This window comes from Streptomyces sp. NBC_01241 (assembly GCF_041435435.1).
GTDB lineage: Bacteria > Actinomycetota > Actinomycetes > Streptomycetales > Streptomycetaceae > Streptomyces.
In genome coordinates, this window is record NZ_CP108494.1 from 1529108 (window position 1) to 1548253 (window position 19146).

Consider the following 19146-nt stretch of genomic DNA (forward strand, 5'->3'; position numbering starts at 1 on the left):
CGGGCCCTCCGTCCGGGTGGGCGATACTGGGTTCGAACCAGTGACCTCTTCGGTGTGAACGAAGCGCTCTCCCACTGAGCTAATCGCCCGGGCGCAGGCCAAACATTACCGCATGTCAGCGACACCCCATGACCATCCCCGAGTCACTCGTGGATCTTCCACGGCATGGTCACGCCGAACTTCCAGACGTAGATCCCCACGAGCACCACGATGATCACCAGACCGGTCACGGTGAGGATGATGTTGCGCCGCCGGACCTTGGGATCGAGCGCCCGCTGGGCGGCCTCGGTGACCTTCCGCCGCGTCCAGCGCAGCACCAGCTGCGCCCAGACGAACTCGGTGGCCCAGACCGCCATGCCGCCGAAGATCACCAGCCAGCCGGGACCGGGCAGCGGCAGCATGATGATCCCCGCGACGACCACCGCGAGGCCGACCACGAAGACGCCGACCTGCCAGCTCAGATGCAGCGCCCGTGACGCCTTGATGAACCCGGGTGCCCGGGAACCGAGCTCCCGGTCCCCCTTCGCCACACCCTCTGTGACCTCTCCCGTCACATCCCCCGTGGCGGACAACGGTTTCGCCGGTACGGCACCCCCGCCCTCCTCGTCACTCTCCGCGTTCATGGGGCCAACCTACCGGAACGCCCTTCGTCACCGGAATGGCCGCATAACCCAAAGTTACACACCGCTGTACGAGCTACCTGAAGGGGCACAAAAGGGTCAGAGGGGTTTACAACGCCACCGTAGGTGGCATGTCGATTTCGCCGACGTGCGAATCCCCGAGCGCACACTGAGCGAAAGGCCCTGGCGCTTATGAACACCACGGTCAGCTGCGAGCTGCACCTGCGCCTCGTTGTGTCGAGCGAGTCTTCACTGCCTGTACCCGCGGGCCTGCGGTATGACACGGCCGATCCTTATGCCGTGCACGCCACCTTCCACACCGGAGCGGAGGAAACGGTCGAGTGGGTTTTCGCCCGCGACCTCCTTGCCGAGGGGCTGCATCGGCCCACCGGCACCGGAGACGTCCGCGTCTGGCCATCACGTAGTCACGGCCAGGGCGTCGTCTGCATCGCACTGAGCTCCCCAGAGGGAGAAGCCCTGCTCGAAGCCCCGGCGCGGGCCCTGGAGTCGTTCCTGAAAAGGACCGACGCCGCGGTTCCGCCAGGCACCGAGCATCGTCACTTCGATCTCGACACGGAGCTCTCACACATCCTGGCCGAGAGCTGAGCCAGGCCGAGAGCTGCACGGTGCCGTCCGACTCGGGGAGACGGCGCCGCGCGGACAACCTCATAGGGCTGACACCGACGCCGTCATCACGGAATCCACCGTGGTGACGGCGTCGGTGCGCGTTCCCGCCCACCCGTGCGGCCATGCTCCGCGCACCGGTACGAGCCCCGCAGGCCCTGGCCGCCCATCACGGCCCGGACGGGCGGCCACCGGCCCACGGATACGCACAGGTGGCCGGTACGCGGTCCTCGCGCCTCACATGGGCCCTCTCGGGCCTCTGCGCGGCGGCACCGAGCCAGTAGAGTCAGCCGGCATCGGCGGGCACCCGCCCGCCGGAGGCCAGGGAGCGAAAGCGTGCTGATCCCCCACGACACCCGGATCGCCCTCGACATGGTGGTCGACCTGCTGAACACGGCGCCGGAGAGCGGACAGCCGGAAGGCGGGCCGGTCGACGGTCTCGCCGGCATCGAAGCGCTGTACGACTTCGCGCGCCGTCATCGCATCAGCGGCGTGGGTGAGCTCCACGAGAAGGACCTGCGGGCCGTATGGGAGGTACGGAAGCGCTTCGCCGAGATCTTCGCGACGGACGACGCCCGGACCGCGGCCTCGCTCGTCAACACCCTCGTCGCCGCCGCCGGCACCACACCGCAGCTCAGCAACCACGACGGCTACGACTGGCATGTGCACTACTTCGCACCGGACGCCTCGGTCGCCGACCACCTCGCGGCCGACTGCGGCATGGCCCTGGCGTTCATCGTGGTGGCGGGCGAGCAGGAGCGGCTGCGCCGCTGCGAGGCGCCGGACTGCCGGCACGCGTTCGTCGACCTCTCGCGCAACCGCTCCCGGCGCTACTGCTCAAGCCGCACCTGCGGTAACCGTCTGCATGTGGCCGCGTACCGGGCACGCCGCAAGGAAGCGGCCGACTGACCGTTCACAGCATGAAGAGATCATGCACCGCGGCCATCAGCAGCAGGCTGCCGATCACCGCGAGGAAGATCATCAAAGGGGGCTGGGAAAGCGCGAAGAGGCAGCCGCGCGGCTCTTCGTCAGCGGGTGCGGGGGCATCGCCCCGGGAGGTGTCCACCATCTCGAGACGATCATGACGCAGACCGGGCCCCGTTGGCGATCAACACTCCTTTTTGCGCCGGGAGTTCACCCACTCCGGAGTGAAACGCGATTCGCTCCGGCGTCCGGTCGTCCGTCAGGTATTCGGTACGACGGTCCCTGAACCACGCGTCGTTGACGTCGGCGTGGCACAACACCGCGGCAGGCTCACCGAATTCGGGCCCCTCGGGCAACTCGTCCAGACGGTCGGAGGGGATCTCGACGAGTGCCTCGGGCGGCAGTCCGGCGTCGGCGAGGGCCGACACGGCGCCCTCGCGCCGGTCCCTGATCTGATGGAGGTCACCGGGGCCGCTGACGTACGCCACCGAGCGGTGCCCGGCCGAGACCGGATGACCGGCGGCGAGCGCGCCACCGCGGACGTCGTCGACGGAGACCGCGCAGGTCCCCGTGCCGGACGCCACGCGGTCCACCAGGACGAAGGGGATCCGGTGACGGCGGAACGCCTCCAGATTGCGGCCGGTCGCATCGGCGGGGGTGACCAGGACACCGCACACCCGCTGCTCGGCGGAGAGCCCGAGGTACTCGGCCTCCTCCGTCGGGCTCTGGCCGCTGTTGCAGACCATGACACCGAGGCCGGCCGCACGGGCGGCGCGCTCGGCGCCGCGGGCCACGGCGACGAAGAACGGGTTGCCCATGTCCAGGACGAGCAGTGCCATGATCCGGCTGCGGCCGGCCCTGAGCTGCCGGGCCGATTCGCTGCGTACGTACCCGAGCTCCTCGATGGCGGCCAGCACCCGGGTACGGGTCTCCGGCAGTACCGCCTCGGGCCGGTTGATCACATGGGACACGGTGCCCACGGAGATTCCGGCCTGCCGGGCCACATCCTTGATCCCTGCCGCACGCGCCACGTGCCCTGCCCCACTGATGCTCTCGGCCATCGCACGGACGCCGTCGCGGGCCGACTCCCGGTAGCGCCCGCCGGTCCGAATGAATTGTTTCAATTCGCCCGGGACGATGGCCCCATCAGCCATCAGCGTCAAGCGCAAAAGTGAGGAAATGAATCGATTCAGGCACGCCTCTTACCCGCCCCCCACCGTGGTGGCGCGGGTCAGATGCCGTGCTTCTTCAGGATGGCCTCGATGTCGCTGAAGTCCTCGCCCGACGACGCGGACCGCTCCTTCGCTTTCGCCTCCGGGACCGCCTGTGCCCGGGTCGCCGGGAGTCCGGAGCCGAGGGAGGGCGCCGAAGCCGCCGGAGCGACGGCCCCACCCTGTGCCGCCCGTGCGGCGGCCTTGCGTTCCTTACGGGTGCCGACGCCTCGGCGCTCGATCGCGCGCGTGGTCAGGAACAGCAGCCAGGCCACGGCGAGCAGCCCGAAGCCGAGCCAGACGCTCGGCTTGAAGGCGATTCCGGCGACCCAGTCCACGATTCCGGTCAGCACCAGGCCGATCGGGACAAGGGAGTAGGCGGCGATCCGGACCGCGGCGAGGAAGCGCTTCCGGTACGCGGTGACGGCGGCGATGCCCAGGCCCGCCGCGGACACCGCGGAGCAAATGGTCTCGGCAAGCATCGGGGCCTCCAGGCACAAGGGGAAACGTCCCTTCCATCCTGCACCGCCCACCGCCCGGTCGGCCACGATCCGGGACCACATCAGGGACATTTCAGGGCCGGGATCCTCCCCAGGTGCCGATTCGGAAGCACTCCGGTCACCTGAAGCCGGAGCGGACCGGATGGGGATCGGGGTGCGGGTACGGGTACGGATACCGGTGCGGACGAATGCGGATTGGGACGCTCGCGCGCGCCCTGGGAGACTGGTCGCATGAGCGATTCCACCGCCGCAGCGCCGGTCGTCCTCGACCTCTGGTGCGAGCTCCAGTGCCCCGACTGTCACCAGGCCCTCACCGATGTCCACGCCCTGCGCGCCAAGTACGGCGAGCGGCTGGAGGTGCGACTGCGGCACTTCCCGCTGGAGAAGCACAAGCACGCCCACGCCGCCGCGCAGGCCGCCGAGGAGGCGACGGCCCAGGGCAGGGGCTGGCCGTACATCGAGGCGGTTCTCGCCCGCACCGCAGACCTCGGCCGCACCGGCGAGCCGCTGCTGATCGAGGTGGCGCGGGAAATCGGCCTGGACGCCGAGGAGATGGACACCGCTCTGATCGACGGCCGCCACATGCTGATCGTCGACGCCGACCAGGCCGAGGGCAAGGCGATCGGGGTCACCGGCACGCCGACGTATGTGATCGGCGACGAGCGGCTGGACGGTGGCAGGAGTCAGGACGGGCTGCGCGAACGCATCGAGGAGATCGCCGACCGGCTGCTCGCGGAGCAGGGCTGAGCCGGCGGAGGGTCAGAGCGACTTGGCCAGGTTGTACTGAGTCGTCCGGTATCCGAGCGACTCGTACAGCCGCTGGGCCAATGTGTTGGCGGCGAAGACATGCAGCCCGAGGCGGTGGGCGCCCGCGTCCAGGGTGATGTGCTCCGCCTGCCACATCAGGGCACGTCCGTAGCCCCGGCCCCGGTACTCCTCGTCCACTTCGACGTCGAAGACGTATCCGGCCTTTTCGCCCGGGCTTTCTTCGCGCACCGACACCCACACATGGCCGACGACCGCGTCCTCGTGAACGAGGACGTGGAAATGCATGCCCTCGCTGTCGATACCGTCCGGCAGGTTTTGGGCATGGTCGGCGCGGGACTTCTGGATGGCCTGCTCGGCCGGAACGCCCTGGTCCATCCAGGACTGTGCATACGTGTCGACACTGGTGAGCTGCCAGCGCGCGAACTCCTCGGCACTCATCTGCCGGGCGATGACACCGTCCGGCAGCGCCGGAGCCGCCCGGTCGAGCTCCTTGAGCATGTTCCGGCCGCGTTCGGTGTAGCCGAGCGCGGCCGCCAGGCCCTGGATTCCCTCGTTGCCCTCGGGTGCCGCCAGGCGCACCTGGGTGCAGCCCCAGCCGCGCAGCACCTCTTCGGCCGCCAGCGCCGCGATGGTGCCGCGGCCGCGCCTGCGACGGGACTCGTCGACGCTCAGGGAACGCAGCACGCCGACCGACGCGCCGAACCGCGGATCCGTGCCGATCTCGACGGCGCCGACGGGCCGCCCGTTGTCACACACGTCGTACGCCCGGCTCTTCGCGCCGTCGGCGCCTTGCTGGATCGGCCCGGTCGGCCGGAGGGTCGTAGTCATCGGAGTTGTTCTATCCGCTGGGCCCCGGCCCGTCACCCCGATTTACCGAGTCGAGGCGCGGGCTCTACGGGTCGAGGTCGTTCCCGGCCCGCTCGTCGAAGGTCCGCATGGCCTTGGCGGTCACCGGTCCGGGCCCGTCGGGCAGCTCCCGGCCGTCCACCCGGTGGACGGCCTGCACATCACGCAGGGTGGAGGTCAGAAAGATCTCCTCGGCCCGTTCCAGGACGTCGAACGGCAGGTCGGTCTCCTGCGCCCCCGTCCATTCCACGGCCAGTGCGCGGGTGATCCCGGCGAGGCAGCCGGAGGCGACCGGCGGGGTGTGCACCTGCCCGTCGAGCACGACGAAGACATTGGACCCGGTGCCTTCGCAGAGCTGTCCGACCGTGTTGGCGAAGAGCGCCTCGGACGCACCGTGCTCATGGGCGCGGGCGAGGGCGACGACGTTCTCCGCGTACGAGGTGGTCTTGAGCCCGGCGAGCGCACCGCGTTCGTTGCGCGTCCAGGGAACGGTGATCACGGCGGTGCTGTCCGGGCGGCGGCGTGCCTCCCCGAGGGCGACGACAAGGCCGGGACCGGCGTCGCCGCGGTCGGAGCCGAGCGGGGAGAGCCCTCCGGTGTAGGTGATGCGCAGCCGGCCGAGCGCCATCGGGTTGGCGTCGATGACGGCGGCGCAGGCGCGGCGCACCTCGTCGAGGTCGGGCGCGGGGAGGCCGAGGCCGCGGGCCGAGCGGGCCAGCCGGTCGAGGTGGCGGGTGAGAGCGAAGGGCCTGCCGTCGACGGTCTTGACCGTCTCGAAGATGCCGTCCCCCACAGTGAGTCCGTGGTCGAGCACGGACACCCGGGCGTCGTCGGCATCCCGCAGTTCGCCGTTGACCCAAATCCTCATCACGCGGTCCTTCCAGTCGCTTCGTGAGCGCCCGACGCTACAGCGAGCAGCCGGGAGGCCTTCAGTTCGGTCTCGTCCCATTCGCGCTCCGGGTCGGAGCCCCAGGTGATGCCGGCCCCGGTACCGAAGCGCAGGACCGGGGCGGCCGCGGTCCGGTCGATCCAGAACGTACGTATGCCGACGGCCAGGGAGGCGGTGCGGCGGTCGGCGTCGACCCAGCCGATGCCGCCGCAGTAGGGCCCGCGCGGTGCGGTCTCCAGTTCCTCGATGATCCTGAGAGCGCTGGATTTGGGTGCTCCGGTGACGGAGCCGGGAGGGAACGCGGCGTCGAGGAGTTCGGGCCAGCCGGCCCCCTCGGCGAGCTCCCCGCGCACGGTGGAGACGAGGTGGACGAGCCCGGGGTGCTTCTCCACCACGCAGAGGTCGGGGACCGTGACCGATCCGGTGGCACAGACCCGCCCGAGGTCGTTGCGGACCAGGTCGACGATCATCACGTTCTCGGCGTGGTCCTTCTCCAGCAGATCGTCCTCGGTCCGCCCGGTGCCCTTGATCGGTCCGGACTCGATGGTCCGGCCGTTTCGCGCGAGGAAGAGTTCCGGGGACGCGGTGGCGATCTCCACGCCGTGCGCGGGCAGCCGGATCGTTCCTGCGTAGGGGGCGGGGTTGCCGCGCGCGAGCAGCGCGGTCAGCGCGTCCACGTCCGAGGCGGCCGGGTCGGGCAGTGGAGCGGTCATCACCCGGCAGAGGTTGGCCTGGTAGACCTCGCCGGCCGCGATGTACTCGCGGATCCGCCGTACGCCAGCGGTGTACGCGGCACGGTCCAGGGACGACTTCCAGTCACCGGCCGCGGGCCCTCGCCAGCCGCCGCGCACCGGGGCGGCCACCGCCTCCGTACGTACGGAGGCGAAGCGGGCGCATACGAGGCGGCCCTCGAAATCGGCGGACACGGCCCAGAAGCCGGACGAGTCGAGGGCGGTGGGATCACTGGTCACGTCCTGCAGATCGGACGCGACGAGGCCGCCGAAGCGGGCCATCGGGACAAGGTCGTGCACGCCGTTGAGTCTAGGACGGCGCACGATGACCTGCGCCGGGGCGAACGCACCTCAGCACGCTGCACAAACGCGTTTTTGTACTGGCCCGGGAATCCGCTAGAGTTCAACACGTCGCCGGGACGCGCAAGCGGGCCGGAAAAGACAAGCGGACGTAGCTCAGTTGGTAGAGCGCAACCTTGCCAAGGTTGAGGTCGCCAGTTCGAACCTGGTCGTCCGCTCGCAGAAAGTGGGGGATCTTCCCGAACCCCCGCTCCTGGTGGAGTGGCCGAGAGGCGAGGCAACGGCCTGCAAAGCCGTCTACACGGGTTCAAATCCCGTCTCCACCTCCAAGGACGATTAGCTCAGCGGGAGAGCGCTTCCCTGACACGGAAGAGGTCACTGGTTCAATCCCAGTATCGTCCACCGGTCCGCAAGGATCCCCCGCGCGATTAGCTCAGCGGGAGAGCGCTTCCCTGACACGGAAGAGGTCACTGGTTCAATCCCAGTATCGCGCACGCAGTACACGCAGGTTCACCCTGCGCGATTAGCTCAGCGGGAGAGCGCTTCCCTGACACGGAAGAGGTCACTGGTTCAATCCCAGTATCGCGCACGCAGTACAAGCCCCGGTCGCTTCGGCGACCGGGGCTTTGTCGTCTCAGCGGTACGTGCGGCGGTGGGCCCGGACGTCTTCGGTTCGGGCCCGCCGCACGTTCGCTCAGGAGGAGAAGAGCATGCGGCCGAAGCTCTTGTGCCGGTAGTGACCGCCGTGGTGGCCGTCGTGGTACTGGGGGGCGCCCCAGGCCGGTGCCGGGGCAACCGGGTAGGCCTGCGGGACGGGCGGGGCAGGCGGGGCCTGCTGCGTCCACTGCGCCTCGATGCGGGTCAGGGTCTCCAGTTCGCCGTAGTCGAGGAAGATTCCCCGGCAGCCGCTGCACTGCTCGATCTGTATGCCATTGCGGTTGTACGTCTGCATCTGTGCGTGGCACTTGGGACACTGCATGGTTCGGCTCACTCCTCGCCGTCGGGTCGCCGTCCCCGGAATGCGTGCCCGGCGACGGTCGGTTCAGCCTACGACGGGCGCTCGGCGGCCAACTCGGGCTGGAGGGAGGCAATTCGGGCACAGGCATCGATCATCACCTGCTCCACTTCATCCGGACTCCGGCCCTCCGCCGCGGACTTGGCGAGTGCGAGCGCCGCGCTCTGCACGGTCAGGGCGCGGGCCGGGACATCCAGTTCGGGCCAGGGGTCGCCCTCGGCCCGTACGGCGGGCCCGCCCGCCGCCCGGTAGGTGTCCAGGAAGCGGAGCCAGACATCGGGGGGCAGCAGACCGGCCGCGTACCAGGCGGCGGGGCGGGCGAGGTCCCAGGCAGGGTCGCCGAGGCCCGCGTCGTCGATGTCGATGAGCAGCCAGGGACCGTCCGGCGCGGGGTGGCGGACGAGTTGGCCGAGGTGCAGATCGCCGTGGCAGAGGAAGCCCGAGCGGTGCGGGGGCGCGGCGGCTTCGTCGCGGGCCCAGGCCGGCAGGCGGCGCCAGGCTTCGAGCACGGGGGCGGTGGCCGGTTCGCCGGGCCGGGCGGCGCGCATCCGGGCAACGGCGAGTGCGGCCTTGGCGGGCCCCCGCATGGGCGGGAGCGGGACGGTGGCCGGGGTCCGGTGCAGCCCGGCGAGCAGGACGGCGGCCTCCTCCCAGGGGGCTGCGTCGGGGTCGTCGGGGTCGACGGGCCGGCCGTGGGGCCACAGGGTGACGGGGCGGCCGTGGAGCGGGGTGGCGGGCCGGGGCCGCAGCGGAGCGAGCAGGACGCCTCTCAGGCGGGAGTCGTTCGCTAGGGTCAGACGGGTCAGCAGACCGGGGGTGTCCGTGCCGGGGGCGTGGGCCTTGGCGACGACGTGACCGCTGCGGACCACCGTGCCGTCCGCGCGGTCCGCGAGTACGGCCGGTGGCGGGCAGGCGCAGTGGGCCGAGGGTCCGGGGTGGGCGGCCCGGTGGGCGAGGGCGCCCAGCGCGCGTACGACTGTGGTGCTCACGGTCTCCCCCGGTGGCGGACAGGTGTGGGCGGGCCGGTCCGCGCCGGGCCCGCCAAGGAGCGTACGCGCGGCGGAAAGGTCCCGGACAGCGCGATGTCCGGTCAGCTCCCCAGCTGACCGGACAAACGCTGCCGTCCGCCGCACCCCCGTCCCCACGGGGTTGTTGGCCGGATGTCCCGGTCCGGACCGCTCTTCCGGACCCGGGGCGCCGCTCAGCGCCCCAGCATCACGCCCACGGACGACGCCTGTGTGACCACTGCGTCCCAGCCGCCGAAGACGACTACGAGCAGGGCCGCCAGGGGAAGAACCATCGCCGTCGCCACCAGTGGGTGGCGCGTACCGGACGACGGGCGATTGCCGAACGCGGCGTGGGCCCTGCGTCCTTGCGTGCGGATCATGGTCCGCGTTGCCGTGTCCGCCATGGTTCCTCTCCTGACCGGTTGTGGAGCGGCGGGCGTGTGACCTCGGGGGACGAGTGCTGCGCCCGCCGCTTGACTCAACATTAGGGAAGCGGAGGGCGTACGACGTCATGCCCGCGTACCGAATGCCGGGCCTCCCGGAGGATGAGCCGTGGGTAGTCGATGTACTCCCCTGGGTGGAGATCGGGTGCCTGATCCCGGGGTCATCCCGGAGGGATGCCCGGAATGTCACGGATCAGGCGGACGGACGGGATGCGGTGGCCGGTCGCCGCAGGGTCCGACCGAGGCATCCGGCAGGCCGGACGACGGCCGTGACTTCACTCACTCGCCCGCGCCCCGGCTCCCGGCGGCGGGCCGGGGTGCGCGTCGCCCCAGTAGGCGCGGGCCCGTCCCTGCCGGGGCCGGTGTGCGGCGCCGGTCTCGTCGGGGCCGTGGCTCTCATGGCACCAACCTCTTGTCACCGCAACCGGTTTGAGCATCCGGCACCGTCCGGTGCACGAGCGGCCGCGGACCCACACCCCGTCACGCGCCGTGCTGCGCACCGACAATCGATCGGCGAGCGAGGGCGCGGCCTCTGAGCGCCCCGGGCGCCGGGTACGTAAGCTGTGCCTCGTCAGGCGTACCAGGCAGCGGGGATGGGCAGACATGGCGATGATGCGGCTCCGGCGCGAGGACCCGCGTGTCGTCGGTTCGTTCAGACTGCACCGGCGGCTCGGAGCGGGCGGCATGGGTGTCGTCTACCTCGGTTCGGACCGGCGGGGCCAGCGGGTGGCCCTGAAGGTGATCCGCCCGGATCTGGCGGAGGACCAGGAATTCCGCTCGCGGTTCGCGCGCGAGGTGTCCGCCGCGCGGCGGATCCGCGGCGGCTGTACGGCCCGTCTGGTGGCCGCCGACCTGGAGGCGGACCGCCCGTGGTTCGCCACGCAGTACGTCCCGGGGCCCTCGCTGCACGACAAGGTGGCCGAGGAGGGACCGCTGTCGGCGGCCGAGGTCGCCTCGATCGGGGCGGCGCTCTCCGAGGGGCTGGTGGCGGTGCACGAGGCCGGTGTCGTCCACCGCGACCTGAAGCCGTCGAACATCCTCCTCTCTCCCAAGGGCCCCCGGATCATCGACTTCGGGATCGCCTGGGCGACCGGGGCGTCCACCCTCACGCATGTCGGTACGGCGGTGGGCTCGCCGGGATTCCTGGCTCCCGAGCAGGTGCGCGGTGCGGCGGTGACGCCCGCGACGGACGTCTTCTCGCTCGGTGCCACGCTGGCGTACGCCGCGATGGCCGACTCGCCTTTCGGGCACGGCAGTTCCGAGGTGATGCTGTACCGCGTGGTGCACGAGGAACCGCAGTTGTACGACGTGCACGACGCGCTCGCGCCGCTGGTGAGTGCCTGTCTGGCGAAGGATCCCGAGGAGCGGCCGAGCACGCTCCAACTCTCCATGCGGCTCAAGGAGATCGCGGCACGGGAGGCGCAGGGGCTGCACGAGAGCCGCCCGCCCGTCCAGCGTTCGGCGCAGGAGCTGGACCGGCCGACCGGCCGGATCGACGGCCCGTACACCGAGCAGCAGACCCGGCGTACGGCTCCTCCGGCGCCCCGCAGGCAGAAGCAGAAGCAACCGCACAGCGGCCGGCAGACCACGTCGTCGCGGGCCGGGTCGCCCCGTACCGGTGGTTCGCGTCCTCAGCAGCATCAGCCGCCGCGCAACACGACACGGTCCGGCAAGCGCCCGCAGGGCACGAACGGGACGAACGGCCGGCCGGGAACGCGTCCCGGGGCCCGCAAGACGTCGACCGGGCGGCGTCCCGCCAATCCGCGGCTGCTGCGGCAGCGGCTCGTCGTCTTCGTCGTGGTGACGCTGCTGGTGGCGCTGGGCATCGCGGCGGCACAGGGCTGCCAGGGGCCGGCCCGCGGGCTGGGCACGGACCGCCCCCGGGGCCAGGCGCAGAGCCAGGGCGCGGCGTGGACCGAGCCGCAGGGTCCGAACGAGGCGCGGAGTGGGAGTCCGGGCCGAGCGCAGAGTCCGGGGCTCCGGTAGCCGGTCAGCTCTGCGGGCGGCCCGATGCCACGGCGTAGAACGCAACCGCGGCGGCGGCTCCCACGTTCAGCGAGTCGACGCCGTGTGCCATCGGGATGCGCACCCATTCGTCGGCGGCGACCAGGGCCTGGGTGGACAGCCCGTCGCCCTCGGCTCCGAGCATCAGCGCCACCTTGTCCATCCGGTGCGGTGCCGCCTCGTCGATACTGCTGGCCTTTTCGTCCGGGGTGAGCGCGAGGAGTGCGAAGCCCGCTTCCCGTACGGTCTCCAGGGCCTTGGGCCAGGTGTCGAGGCGGGCGTAGGGGACGGAGAAGACCGCGCCCATCGAGACCTTGACCGAGCGCCGGTAGAGCGGATCGGCACAGTCCGGCGAGAGCAGCACGGCGTCCATGCCGAGGGCGGCGGCGCTGCGGAAGATCGCCCCGATGTTGGTGTGGTCGTTGACGGCCTCCATGACGACCACCCGGCGGGTCGTCGCCAGCAGTTCGTCGGCCGTCGGCAGCGGTTTGCGCTGCATCGAGGCGAGGGCGCCGCGGTGGACGTGGTAGCCGGTGACGCGTTCGGCGAGCTCGGGGCTGACCGCGTACACCGGGGCCGGGACCTCGTCGATGACGTCGCGCATGAGGTCGACCCACTTCGCCGAGAGCAGCATCGAGCGCATCTCGTACCCGGCGTGCCTGGCGCGTCTGATCACCTTTTCGCCCTCGGCGATGAAGAGGCCCTCGGCGGGCTCGCGCCTGCGCCGGAGTTCGACATCGGTCAGTCCGGTGTAGTCGCGCAGGCGGGGGTCGTCGGGGTCGTCGACGGTGATGAGATCAGCCACGGGTTCGATACTGCCTTGTCCGGTGTGTGATGCCAACGGCTTGGGGGAAGATCCGTTACCGCCGGTTACTCGGTGGGGTGCGGGCGGCGGGCGCTTGGGCCGGCTATTCGGCGGCCGGCGGTACGGCGCTCGTGCCGACCGCGACGACGTCGCCGATGACGATGACGGCCGGGGGGCGTACGTCCTCGGCGACGGCCCGTTCGGCGACGGTCGCGAGCGTCGCGTCGACCCGGCGCTGCGCTGCCGTGGTGCCCTCCTGGACCAGGGCGACCGGGGTTTCGGGGGCCTTGCCGTGGGCGATGAGGGTACGGGCGATGGCGCCGATCTTGTCGACGGCCATCAGGAGCACGAGGGTGCCGCGCAGCCGGGCGAGGGCCTGCCAGTCGACCAGTGAGCGTTCGTCGTCGGGGGCGACATGGCCGCTCACGACGGTGAACTCATGGGCCACTCCGCGGTGGGTGACGGGGATACCGGCGGCGCCGGGCACGGAGATCGAGCTGGAGATGCCGGGGACGACGGTGCAGGCGATGCCTTCGGCGGCGAGCGCCTGGGCCTCCTCCATGCCGCGGCCGAAGACGAACGGGTCGCCGCCCTTGAGCCGCACGACGGCCTTGCCCGCCTTGGCGTGCTCGATGAGCGCCTGGTTGATGGCCTCCTGGGCCATGTAGCGGCCGTACGGGATCTTCGCGGCGTCGATCACCTCGACGTGCGGCGGGAGTTCGTCGAGCAGGTCGCGCGGGCCGAGGCGGTCGGCGATGACGACGTCGGCCTCGGCGAGGAGGCGGCGGCCGCGCACCGTGATCAGGTCCGGGTCACCGGGGCCGCCGCCGACCAGGGCGACGCCGGGGGTCCGGGTGCGGTGGTGGGGTGCGGCGAGGGTGCCGTCGCGCAGGCCCTCGACGATGGCGTCGCGGACGGCGGCACAGTGGCGCGGGTCGCGGCCGTGAGTGTCGGTGGTGAGGACCGCGACGGTCACGCCCGCGCTGCGGCCGGTGGCCGGGGTCCAGGCCGTGGCGGCGTCGGCGTTGTCGCTGCGGACGCACCAGGTGCGGGTGCGCTCGGCCTCGGCGGAAGCGGCGTCGTTCGCCGCGGTGTCGTCGGACGCGATCAGGGCGTACCAGGCGTCGGCCAGATCCCCGTCGGCGTACGGGCGGCGCTCCCAGCGGATCTCGCCGGCGTCGGCCATCGCCTCGACGGACGGGGTCGCGGCCGGTGATACGAGGACGATGTCGGCGCCCGCAGCGATGAGCGCGGGCAGACGGCGCTGGGCAACCTGGCCGCCGCCGACCACGACGACTCGGCGTCCGCCGAGACGCAGTCCGACGGGGTACGCAGGGTGATCGGCGTGATCGGCGTGAACCACGTGCTCGGCCATGGCGGTGCGGGCTCCTCGTGCAGGGGACGGAGTGCGGCGGCCGCTGCGACGGTGGAGCGGCTGTGACGTGCGGGTTTGTGGGGTGGGGTCCACGATACGGGGTGGATGCGGGGGCGAGTCCGGGCGCGGGTGGGGCGCCTGCAGCGGGCTTGTTCCCCTACCCGTCACCCGTCCCTGCCCGTGACCGGGGACTCGCCCCCCGGTCCCCCGCGCCTCAGACTCCGGCGAGGCTTGCTTTCCGTTCCGCTACTTCTCCGTCACGCCCGCCGAATCGAACGTCGCCACCTCGTGCATCGCCCGCGCCGCACTCTGCACGATCGGCAGCGCCAGCAGCGCGCCCGTGCCCTCGCCGAGGCGGAGGTCGAGGTCGACCAGCGGGCGCAGGCCCAGTTTGTTGAGCGCGGCGACATGGCCGGGTTCGGCGCTGCGGTGGCCCGCGATACAGGCGGCGAGGGCCTCGGGGGCGATCGCCCGGGCGACCAGGGCCGCGGCGCCCGCACTCACGCCGTCGAGGATGACCGGCGTACGGAGCGAGGCACCGCCCAGCAGGAAGCCGGCCATCGCCGCGTGTTCGAGGCCGCCGACCGAGGCCAGGACACCGATCGGGTCGGCCGGGTCGGGCTGGTGGAGCTCGAGAGCCCGGCGGACGACATCGACCTTGCGGGCATGCATCTCGTCGTTGATGCCGGTACCGCGACCGGTCACCTCGGCCGGGTCCATGCCCGTGTACACGCAGATCAGAGCGGCCGAAGCGGTGGTGTTGGCGATGCCCATCTCGCCGGTGAGCAGGCCCTTGTTGCCTGCCGCGACGAGATCGCGGGCGGTCTCGATGCCGACCTCGATGGCCGCCAGGACCTCTTCGCGGGTGAGCGCGGGGCCGGTCGTGAAGTCGGCCGTTCCGGCGCGCACCTTGCGGGGCAGGAGGCCCGGCGTCGCGGGCAGTTCCATGGCCACGCCGACATCCACCACGCACACCTCGGCGCCCACCTGGGCCGCGAACGCGTTGCAGACCGCGCCGCCGCCGAGGAAGTTGGCGACCATCTGGCCGGTGACCTCCTGCGGCCAGGCCGTGACCCCCTGGGCGTGCACCCCGTGGTCCCCCGCGAAGATCGCGACGGCCGCGGGCTCCGGGATCGGTGGCGGGCACATCCGGGAGAGCCCCGACAACTGCGCGGAGATGATCTCCAGCATGCCGAGCGCGCCGGCGGGCTTGGTCATCCGCTTCTGGCGTTCCCACGCCTCGCCGAGCGCCTTGGCGTCCAGCGGGCGGATGCTGGAGATGGTCTCCTGCAGCAGGTCGTGCGGTTCCTCGCCGGGCAGGGCGCGGCGGCCGTACGTCTCCTCGTGGACGACCCAGGACAGCGGGCGGCGCTTCGACCAGCCCGCCTGCATGAGTTCGGGCTCCACGGGGAACTCGTCGACGTAACCGACACAGAGGTACGCGACGACTTCCAGGTGCTCGGGCAGTCCCAGGGCGCGGACCATCTCGCGCTCGTCGAAGAAGCTGACCCAGCCGACGCCGAGGCCCTCGGCGCGGGCGGCGAGCCAGAGGTTCTCGACGGCGAGTGCCGAGGAGTACGGGGCCATCTGCGGCTGGGTGTGCCGGCCGAGGGTGTGGCGGCCACCGCGGGTGGGGTCGGCGGTGACGACGATGTTGACCGGGGTGTCGAGGATGGCCTCGATCTTCAGTTCCTTGAACTGCTTGGCCCGGCCCTTGGGAAGCGACGTGGCGTAGGCGTCGCGCTGACGCTGTGCCAGTTCGTGCATCGAACGGCGGGTCTCCGCCGAGCGGATGACCACGAAGTCCCAGGGCTGCGAGTGGCCGACGCTGGGCGCCGTGTGCGCGGCTTCGAGGACCCGGAGCAGGACCTCGTGCGGAATCGGGTCGCTGCGGAAGCCGTTGCGGATGTCGCGGCGCTCGCGCATGACGCGCAGCACCGCCTCGCGCTCGGCGTCGTCGTAACCGGGAGCGGGCGGAGCGGCGGGAGCCTCGGACTCCTCGGACGCGGACGTCTCGGGGGCGGCCGCCTCCTCGGCAAGGGGCTCGGGCTCCGGCTGGGCCTCGGGCTGTACGGATTCCACGGGCACGGACTCGGTGGCTTCCACAGTCTCGGCGGGGATCGCGATGTCCGGGGCGGCCGTGATGCCCGGGGTCTCGATGACCTCCGGGCCGGGCTCGGGCTCCGGCACGGGCAGAAGCTCGGCCTCGGGGGCGGTGACCGTCTCAGGAGCCGCGGCGGTCTCGACAGCTGCCACGACCTCCGCGGGCTGGACCGGCTCCATGACGATGGCGACCCGCTCGGGTCCGGGCTCGGCCGCCACGGCCTGCTCCTCCACCACGGGCGTCGGCGCCAGGTGCGGAGTTGTCGGCACCGAGCCCTCCACGGGCACGAACCGGCCCAGGGGAGCGGCTTCCACGGCCGCCTCCGGTGCGGTCTCCACCGACGCGGTCTCCACCGGTGCGACGGGGGCGACCTCGATGGCAGGTGTCTCGGCGACAGCCTCGGCCTCGGGCTTCGCCGCGCTCTCGACGTGCGCCCCGGCAGCAGCCTCGGCCGGAGCTTCGACAGCGACCGGCGCCGGATCGGCCGTCGGCGCGACCTGCACGGGCTGTGCCTGGGACACCGGCTCGACGACCGGCTCCGGGACGACCGTTTCTGCCGACGACGGGGCGGCGACCGGCTCCGGCGCCTGGGCCGACCACGGGCTTCCGCCCTGCGGCAGGATCTCACCGAGCTGCGGACCCGGCAGTACGGCCGTCCCGTCGCCCGGCGTCTCGAAGTACTCGGGACCGATCGTGGACGGTCCGGCATGCCGTGCGGGTGCCTGGGGCTGCGCCTGGGTCTGGATCTGGGTCTGCGTCTGAGGCGCGCCCGCGGGTCCGCGGTCGGCGAGCGAGCGGACCACTCCGCCGGTCGGCGATCCGCCGTAGGACGGCCCGCCGTCGGCCGCGACCGGGCCGCGGTGCAGCGGGCGACGCGCCAGGGTCTGGGGCTGGGGCTGCACCGCCGGGGCGGGAGCCGGGGTGGGCGCGGGGATGCGTACACCCCTCAGATCGACCGAACCGGAGTCGCGGCCACCGGACTCGTGCGTCCCCTGACCGGTCTCGGGCACGAGGCCGGGCGCCGGCTGCTGCGCGGCGTACGCGTCCGCGACCTGCACCTGCACGTGGCTCTGGACGGGTTCCTGCGCCTGTACCTGCACGGGCCCCTGGGGCTGCCCCGGAGCCTCGAAGGCGAACTGCGGCTGGGCCTGGTAGGCGGCCTGTTCGGGCAGCGGTGCCTGCGTGGCGACGCCGTCGGGGTACTGGCCGGGGGCCGGTACCGCCTGCGGGTCGCTCCAGGCTCCCTGGGGGCTCGGCATCAGCAGGACATCGTCGTCCTCGGAGACATGCTCGGAGGGAGCGAGGTAGGTGTAGGCATCCGGGGCGGCGATGCCCGGCTGCTCCACCATGCCTGCGTTCTCCGGCAGTCCCTCACCCGGGATCTGGCCGGTGTCACTCATGCGTACCCCTCGCCCATCGTCAGTGCTCCTTCGGCCCTTCGCCCGGGACGCCCGAACACGGCACGCCGGCGCTCGTCAACAAGAACGAGCGGGCGCGCCGCGCGGCACGAAACGATCGCGGACATACTGCATTCTCGCGGCCGTTCGCCGCCGCGGCAGCTCTTTTCGCCACGGCCCGCTGTGGACTGCGCCACGTCGCGCACCCCCCGGTCTGCCGTACCACAACGGGGGCCAAAACGGTCCCCTTTTCCGGACATTGAAGAACGAAGCGACGAACATCCAGGCGCGGTGCAACAATCGGCCAGCTTACCTCGCGCCGTACGCCGAACGGGTCAGGGGGCGAGGTCCGAACGCAGCGCGGAGAGCAGGAACACGACCGAACGTTCGCGCTCCGACCATGCGGCCGTGTCGAGTTCGACGGACTGGAGGAGCGAACACCGGACGGTGTATCCGTTCCCGGCGAGTGCCGCGCCGAGTGCCTCGGCCTCGTCGCGCGTGGAGGCGTGGGTCACGATGCGTTCCGGCCGGCGCTCCGTGACGGCGGTGACGACGGGGACTCCGCCGCCTCCGATCCGTACGACGTCGGGCTCCGGCAGCCGCTCCAGCACATGCGGCGCCCGGCCCTCGACGACCTGGAGCTGGACGCCGAAGGACCGGGCCGCCGCCGCGGTGCGGGCGCAGGCCGCCGGGTCGCTGTCGACCGCCAGGACCGCGGCCCCGAAGCGGGCGGCCTCCACGGCCAGGGCCCCGCTGCCGGAGCCGATGTCCCACAGGAGGTCGCCGGTACGGGGGCCCAGGCGGGCCAGCTGGGCGGCGCGCAGCCCCGGGAACTCGCCCTCGCCGCTCTCGTCCCCGGCGTCGGTGGCGCCGCCCGGGTAGGCCTCCGGGGACAGCGCCCAGCCGCGTACGCCACTGGGGTAGGCGGGGTGGCGGCCCGCGATCCAGGCGCCGGTGGCCTGCGGTTCGGGGCCACCACCGATGACGATCACCACGTTCGGGTCGCGCCAGACGTGGTCGGCGGCGTTCTCGGAGGTGACGACGCTGACCTGTTCGCGCGCGGTGCCGAGCTCCTCGCAGATGACAAAGGTGCGGTGGACGCCTTCGAGGAGCAGGGCGAGTTCGGCGGGGCCCGCGCCGGGTGAGGTGAGGACGGCGACCTTGTGGTGGGCGCGGCAGACGTTGACGGCGCGGCGCAGGGTGCGGGGGTGGGCGACGACGACCTGGGCGTCCTCCCACGGCATTCCGGCGCGGGCGAACGCGGTGGCGACGGAGGACACGGCGGGCACCACTTCGACTTCGAGGCCGTGTTCGGGTGCGCGGAGGTTGCGTACGACCCCGAAGAAGCCGGGGTCTCCGTCGGCGAGGACCACGGCGCTGCCGCGGTGTCCGGCGATCCGGCGGGCGGCCAGGTCGATGGAGCCCAGGCGGATCCGTTCGGCGTGCGCCGGGACTTCGGGGAGTGCCAGGTGGTGGGCGGCTCCGGCGACGAGCGTGGCGGCCGAGAGGGCGGCGGTGGCCGCTCCGGTCAGTGGCGAGCCGTCCCAGCCGATCACGGTGACCCGATCGGCCATCTGTCGTCA

The 19146-nt window shown here is 71.9% G+C and carries 17 protein-coding genes, 6 tRNA genes and 1 pseudogene; 9 read left to right on the forward strand and 15 right to left on the reverse strand.

All coding sequences use genetic code 11. The annotated features are described in order from the left end of the window. Positions 1–17: 17 nt before the first annotated feature. Positions 18–89: transfer RNA gene (locus tag OG306_RS06390), tRNA-Val, on the reverse strand. Positions 90–143: 54 nt separating this feature from the next. After that, positions 144–623 carry a TIGR02611 family protein gene (locus OG306_RS06395; protein ID WP_266745136.1) on the reverse strand — a complete coding sequence of 160 codons (480 nt, stop codon included), beginning with the start codon at positions 621–623 and terminating at the stop codon, positions 144–146. Positions 624–812: 189 nt separating this feature from the next. On the opposite strand from OG306_RS06395, the gene OG306_RS06400 reads away from it, so the two are divergent. Both OG306_RS06400 and OG306_RS06405 read left to right on the forward strand, forming a co-directional pair. After that, positions 813–1226, forward strand: a complete 414-nt coding sequence (locus tag OG306_RS06400) for an SsgA family sporulation/cell division regulator (RefSeq protein WP_003959770.1) — start codon at positions 813–815, stop codon at positions 1224–1226. A gap of 354 nt (positions 1227–1580) precedes the next feature. Next, entirely contained in the window at positions 1581–2153 is a 573-nt protein-coding gene (locus OG306_RS06405; RefSeq protein ID WP_266745137.1) for a CGNR zinc finger domain-containing protein, read from the forward strand. Between the two features lie 4 nt (positions 2154–2157). On the opposite strand, the gene OG306_RS06410 is transcribed toward OG306_RS06405, so the two are convergent. From OG306_RS06410 to OG306_RS06420, 3 genes and pseudogenes are all read right to left on the reverse strand, one after another. Beyond that, on the reverse strand, positions 2158–2313 hold the full coding sequence (locus OG306_RS06410; RefSeq protein ID WP_266745138.1) for a hypothetical protein: 156 nt from the start codon (positions 2311–2313) through the stop codon (positions 2158–2160). 154 nt (positions 2314–2467) lie between these two features. Then, positions 2468–3199 (reverse strand): annotated as a pseudogene (locus OG306_RS06415) (LacI family DNA-binding transcriptional regulator); the annotation flags it as partial. A 200-nt stretch (positions 3200–3399) separates the two neighbouring features. After that, positions 3400–3861 carry a hypothetical protein gene (locus OG306_RS06420; RefSeq protein ID WP_266745139.1) on the reverse strand — a complete coding sequence of 154 codons (462 nt, stop codon included), beginning with the start codon at positions 3859–3861 and terminating at the stop codon, positions 3400–3402. A 249-nt stretch (positions 3862–4110) separates the two neighbouring features. Between OG306_RS06420 and OG306_RS06425 the strand changes: the two genes are divergently transcribed. Then, on the forward strand, positions 4111–4626 hold the full coding sequence (locus tag OG306_RS06425; RefSeq protein WP_266745140.1) for a DsbA family protein: 516 nt from the start codon (positions 4111–4113) through the stop codon (positions 4624–4626). A gap of 12 nt (positions 4627–4638) precedes the next feature. Here the strand turns inward: OG306_RS06425 and OG306_RS06430 are convergent, their stop codons facing one another. From OG306_RS06430 to OG306_RS06440, 3 genes are all read right to left on the reverse strand, one after another. After that, positions 4639–5475: a GNAT family N-acetyltransferase gene (locus OG306_RS06430; RefSeq protein ID WP_266745141.1), complete on the reverse strand. Its 837-nt coding sequence runs from the start codon at positions 5473–5475 to the stop codon at positions 4639–4641. Between the two features lie 64 nt (positions 5476–5539). After that, complete coding sequence (locus OG306_RS06435) at positions 5540–6361, reverse strand: aminotransferase class IV (protein ID WP_266745142.1); 822 nt, start codon at positions 6359–6361, stop codon at positions 5540–5542. Further along, on the reverse strand, positions 6361–7395 hold the full coding sequence (locus OG306_RS06440; RefSeq protein WP_266752099.1) for a chorismate-binding protein: 1035 nt from the start codon (positions 7393–7395) through the stop codon (positions 6361–6363). The genes OG306_RS06435 and OG306_RS06440 overlap by 1 nt, the downstream gene beginning before the upstream one ends. A gap of 163 nt (positions 7396–7558) precedes the next feature. On the opposite strand from OG306_RS06440, the gene OG306_RS06445 reads away from it, so the two are divergent. From OG306_RS06445 to OG306_RS06465, 5 genes are all read left to right on the forward strand, one after another. Beyond that, positions 7559–7631 (forward strand) — tRNA-Gly (locus OG306_RS06445). Between the two features lie 37 nt (positions 7632–7668). Then, a tRNA-Cys gene (locus tag OG306_RS06450) sits at positions 7669–7742 on the forward strand. 1 nt (position 7743) lies between these two features. Continuing rightward, positions 7744–7815, forward strand: a tRNA-Val gene (locus tag OG306_RS06455). 20 nt (positions 7816–7835) lie between these two features. After that, positions 7836–7907: transfer RNA gene (locus tag OG306_RS06460), tRNA-Val, on the forward strand. Between the two features lie 23 nt (positions 7908–7930). After that, positions 7931–8002: transfer RNA gene (locus OG306_RS06465), tRNA-Val, on the forward strand. Positions 8003–8107: 105 nt separating this feature from the next. On the opposite strand, the gene OG306_RS06470 is transcribed toward OG306_RS06465, so the two are convergent. From OG306_RS06470 to OG306_RS06480, 3 genes are all read right to left on the reverse strand, one after another. After that, entirely contained in the window at positions 8108–8392 is a 285-nt protein-coding gene (locus OG306_RS06470; protein ID WP_266745143.1) for a zf-TFIIB domain-containing protein, read from the reverse strand. A 68-nt stretch (positions 8393–8460) separates the two neighbouring features. Continuing rightward, the gene (locus OG306_RS06475; protein ID WP_266745144.1) at positions 8461–9417 is read right to left on the reverse strand and encodes a phosphotransferase enzyme family protein; all 957 of its coding nucleotides are present in this window, start codon (positions 9415–9417) and stop codon (positions 8461–8463) included. Between the two features lie 212 nt (positions 9418–9629). Further along, positions 9630–9839 carry a hypothetical protein gene (locus OG306_RS06480; protein WP_266745145.1) on the reverse strand — a complete coding sequence of 70 codons (210 nt, stop codon included), beginning with the start codon at positions 9837–9839 and terminating at the stop codon, positions 9630–9632. 642 nt (positions 9840–10481) lie between these two features. Here OG306_RS06480 and OG306_RS06485 point away from each other — a divergent pair. Continuing rightward, on the forward strand, positions 10482–11864 hold the full coding sequence (locus OG306_RS06485) for a serine/threonine-protein kinase (protein ID WP_266907166.1): 1383 nt from the start codon (positions 10482–10484) through the stop codon (positions 11862–11864). A gap of 4 nt (positions 11865–11868) precedes the next feature. On the opposite strand, the gene OG306_RS06490 is transcribed toward OG306_RS06485, so the two are convergent. The 4 genes from OG306_RS06490 to cbiE all read right to left on the reverse strand — a co-directional run bounded on the left by OG306_RS06490 (position 11869) and on the right by cbiE (position 19137). Beyond that, positions 11869–12687 carry a TrmH family RNA methyltransferase gene (locus OG306_RS06490; RefSeq protein ID WP_266907164.1) on the reverse strand — a complete coding sequence of 273 codons (819 nt, stop codon included), beginning with the start codon at positions 12685–12687 and terminating at the stop codon, positions 11869–11871. Between the two features lie 103 nt (positions 12688–12790). Continuing rightward, the gene (gene cobA, locus OG306_RS06495; RefSeq protein WP_266745148.1) at positions 12791–14062 is read right to left on the reverse strand and encodes a uroporphyrinogen-III C-methyltransferase; all 1272 of its coding nucleotides are present in this window, start codon (positions 14060–14062) and stop codon (positions 12791–12793) included. Between the two features lie 246 nt (positions 14063–14308). Further along, complete coding sequence (cobT, locus tag OG306_RS06500) at positions 14309–17566, reverse strand: nicotinate-nucleotide--dimethylbenzimidazole phosphoribosyltransferase (protein ID WP_266907162.1); 3258 nt, start codon at positions 17564–17566, stop codon at positions 14309–14311. A gap of 332 nt (positions 17567–17898) precedes the next feature. Next, positions 17899–19137 carry a precorrin-6y C5,15-methyltransferase (decarboxylating) subunit CbiE gene (gene cbiE, locus OG306_RS06505; RefSeq protein WP_266745150.1) on the reverse strand — a complete coding sequence of 413 codons (1239 nt, stop codon included), beginning with the start codon at positions 19135–19137 and terminating at the stop codon, positions 17899–17901. Between the last annotated feature and the right edge of the window lie 9 nt (positions 19138–19146).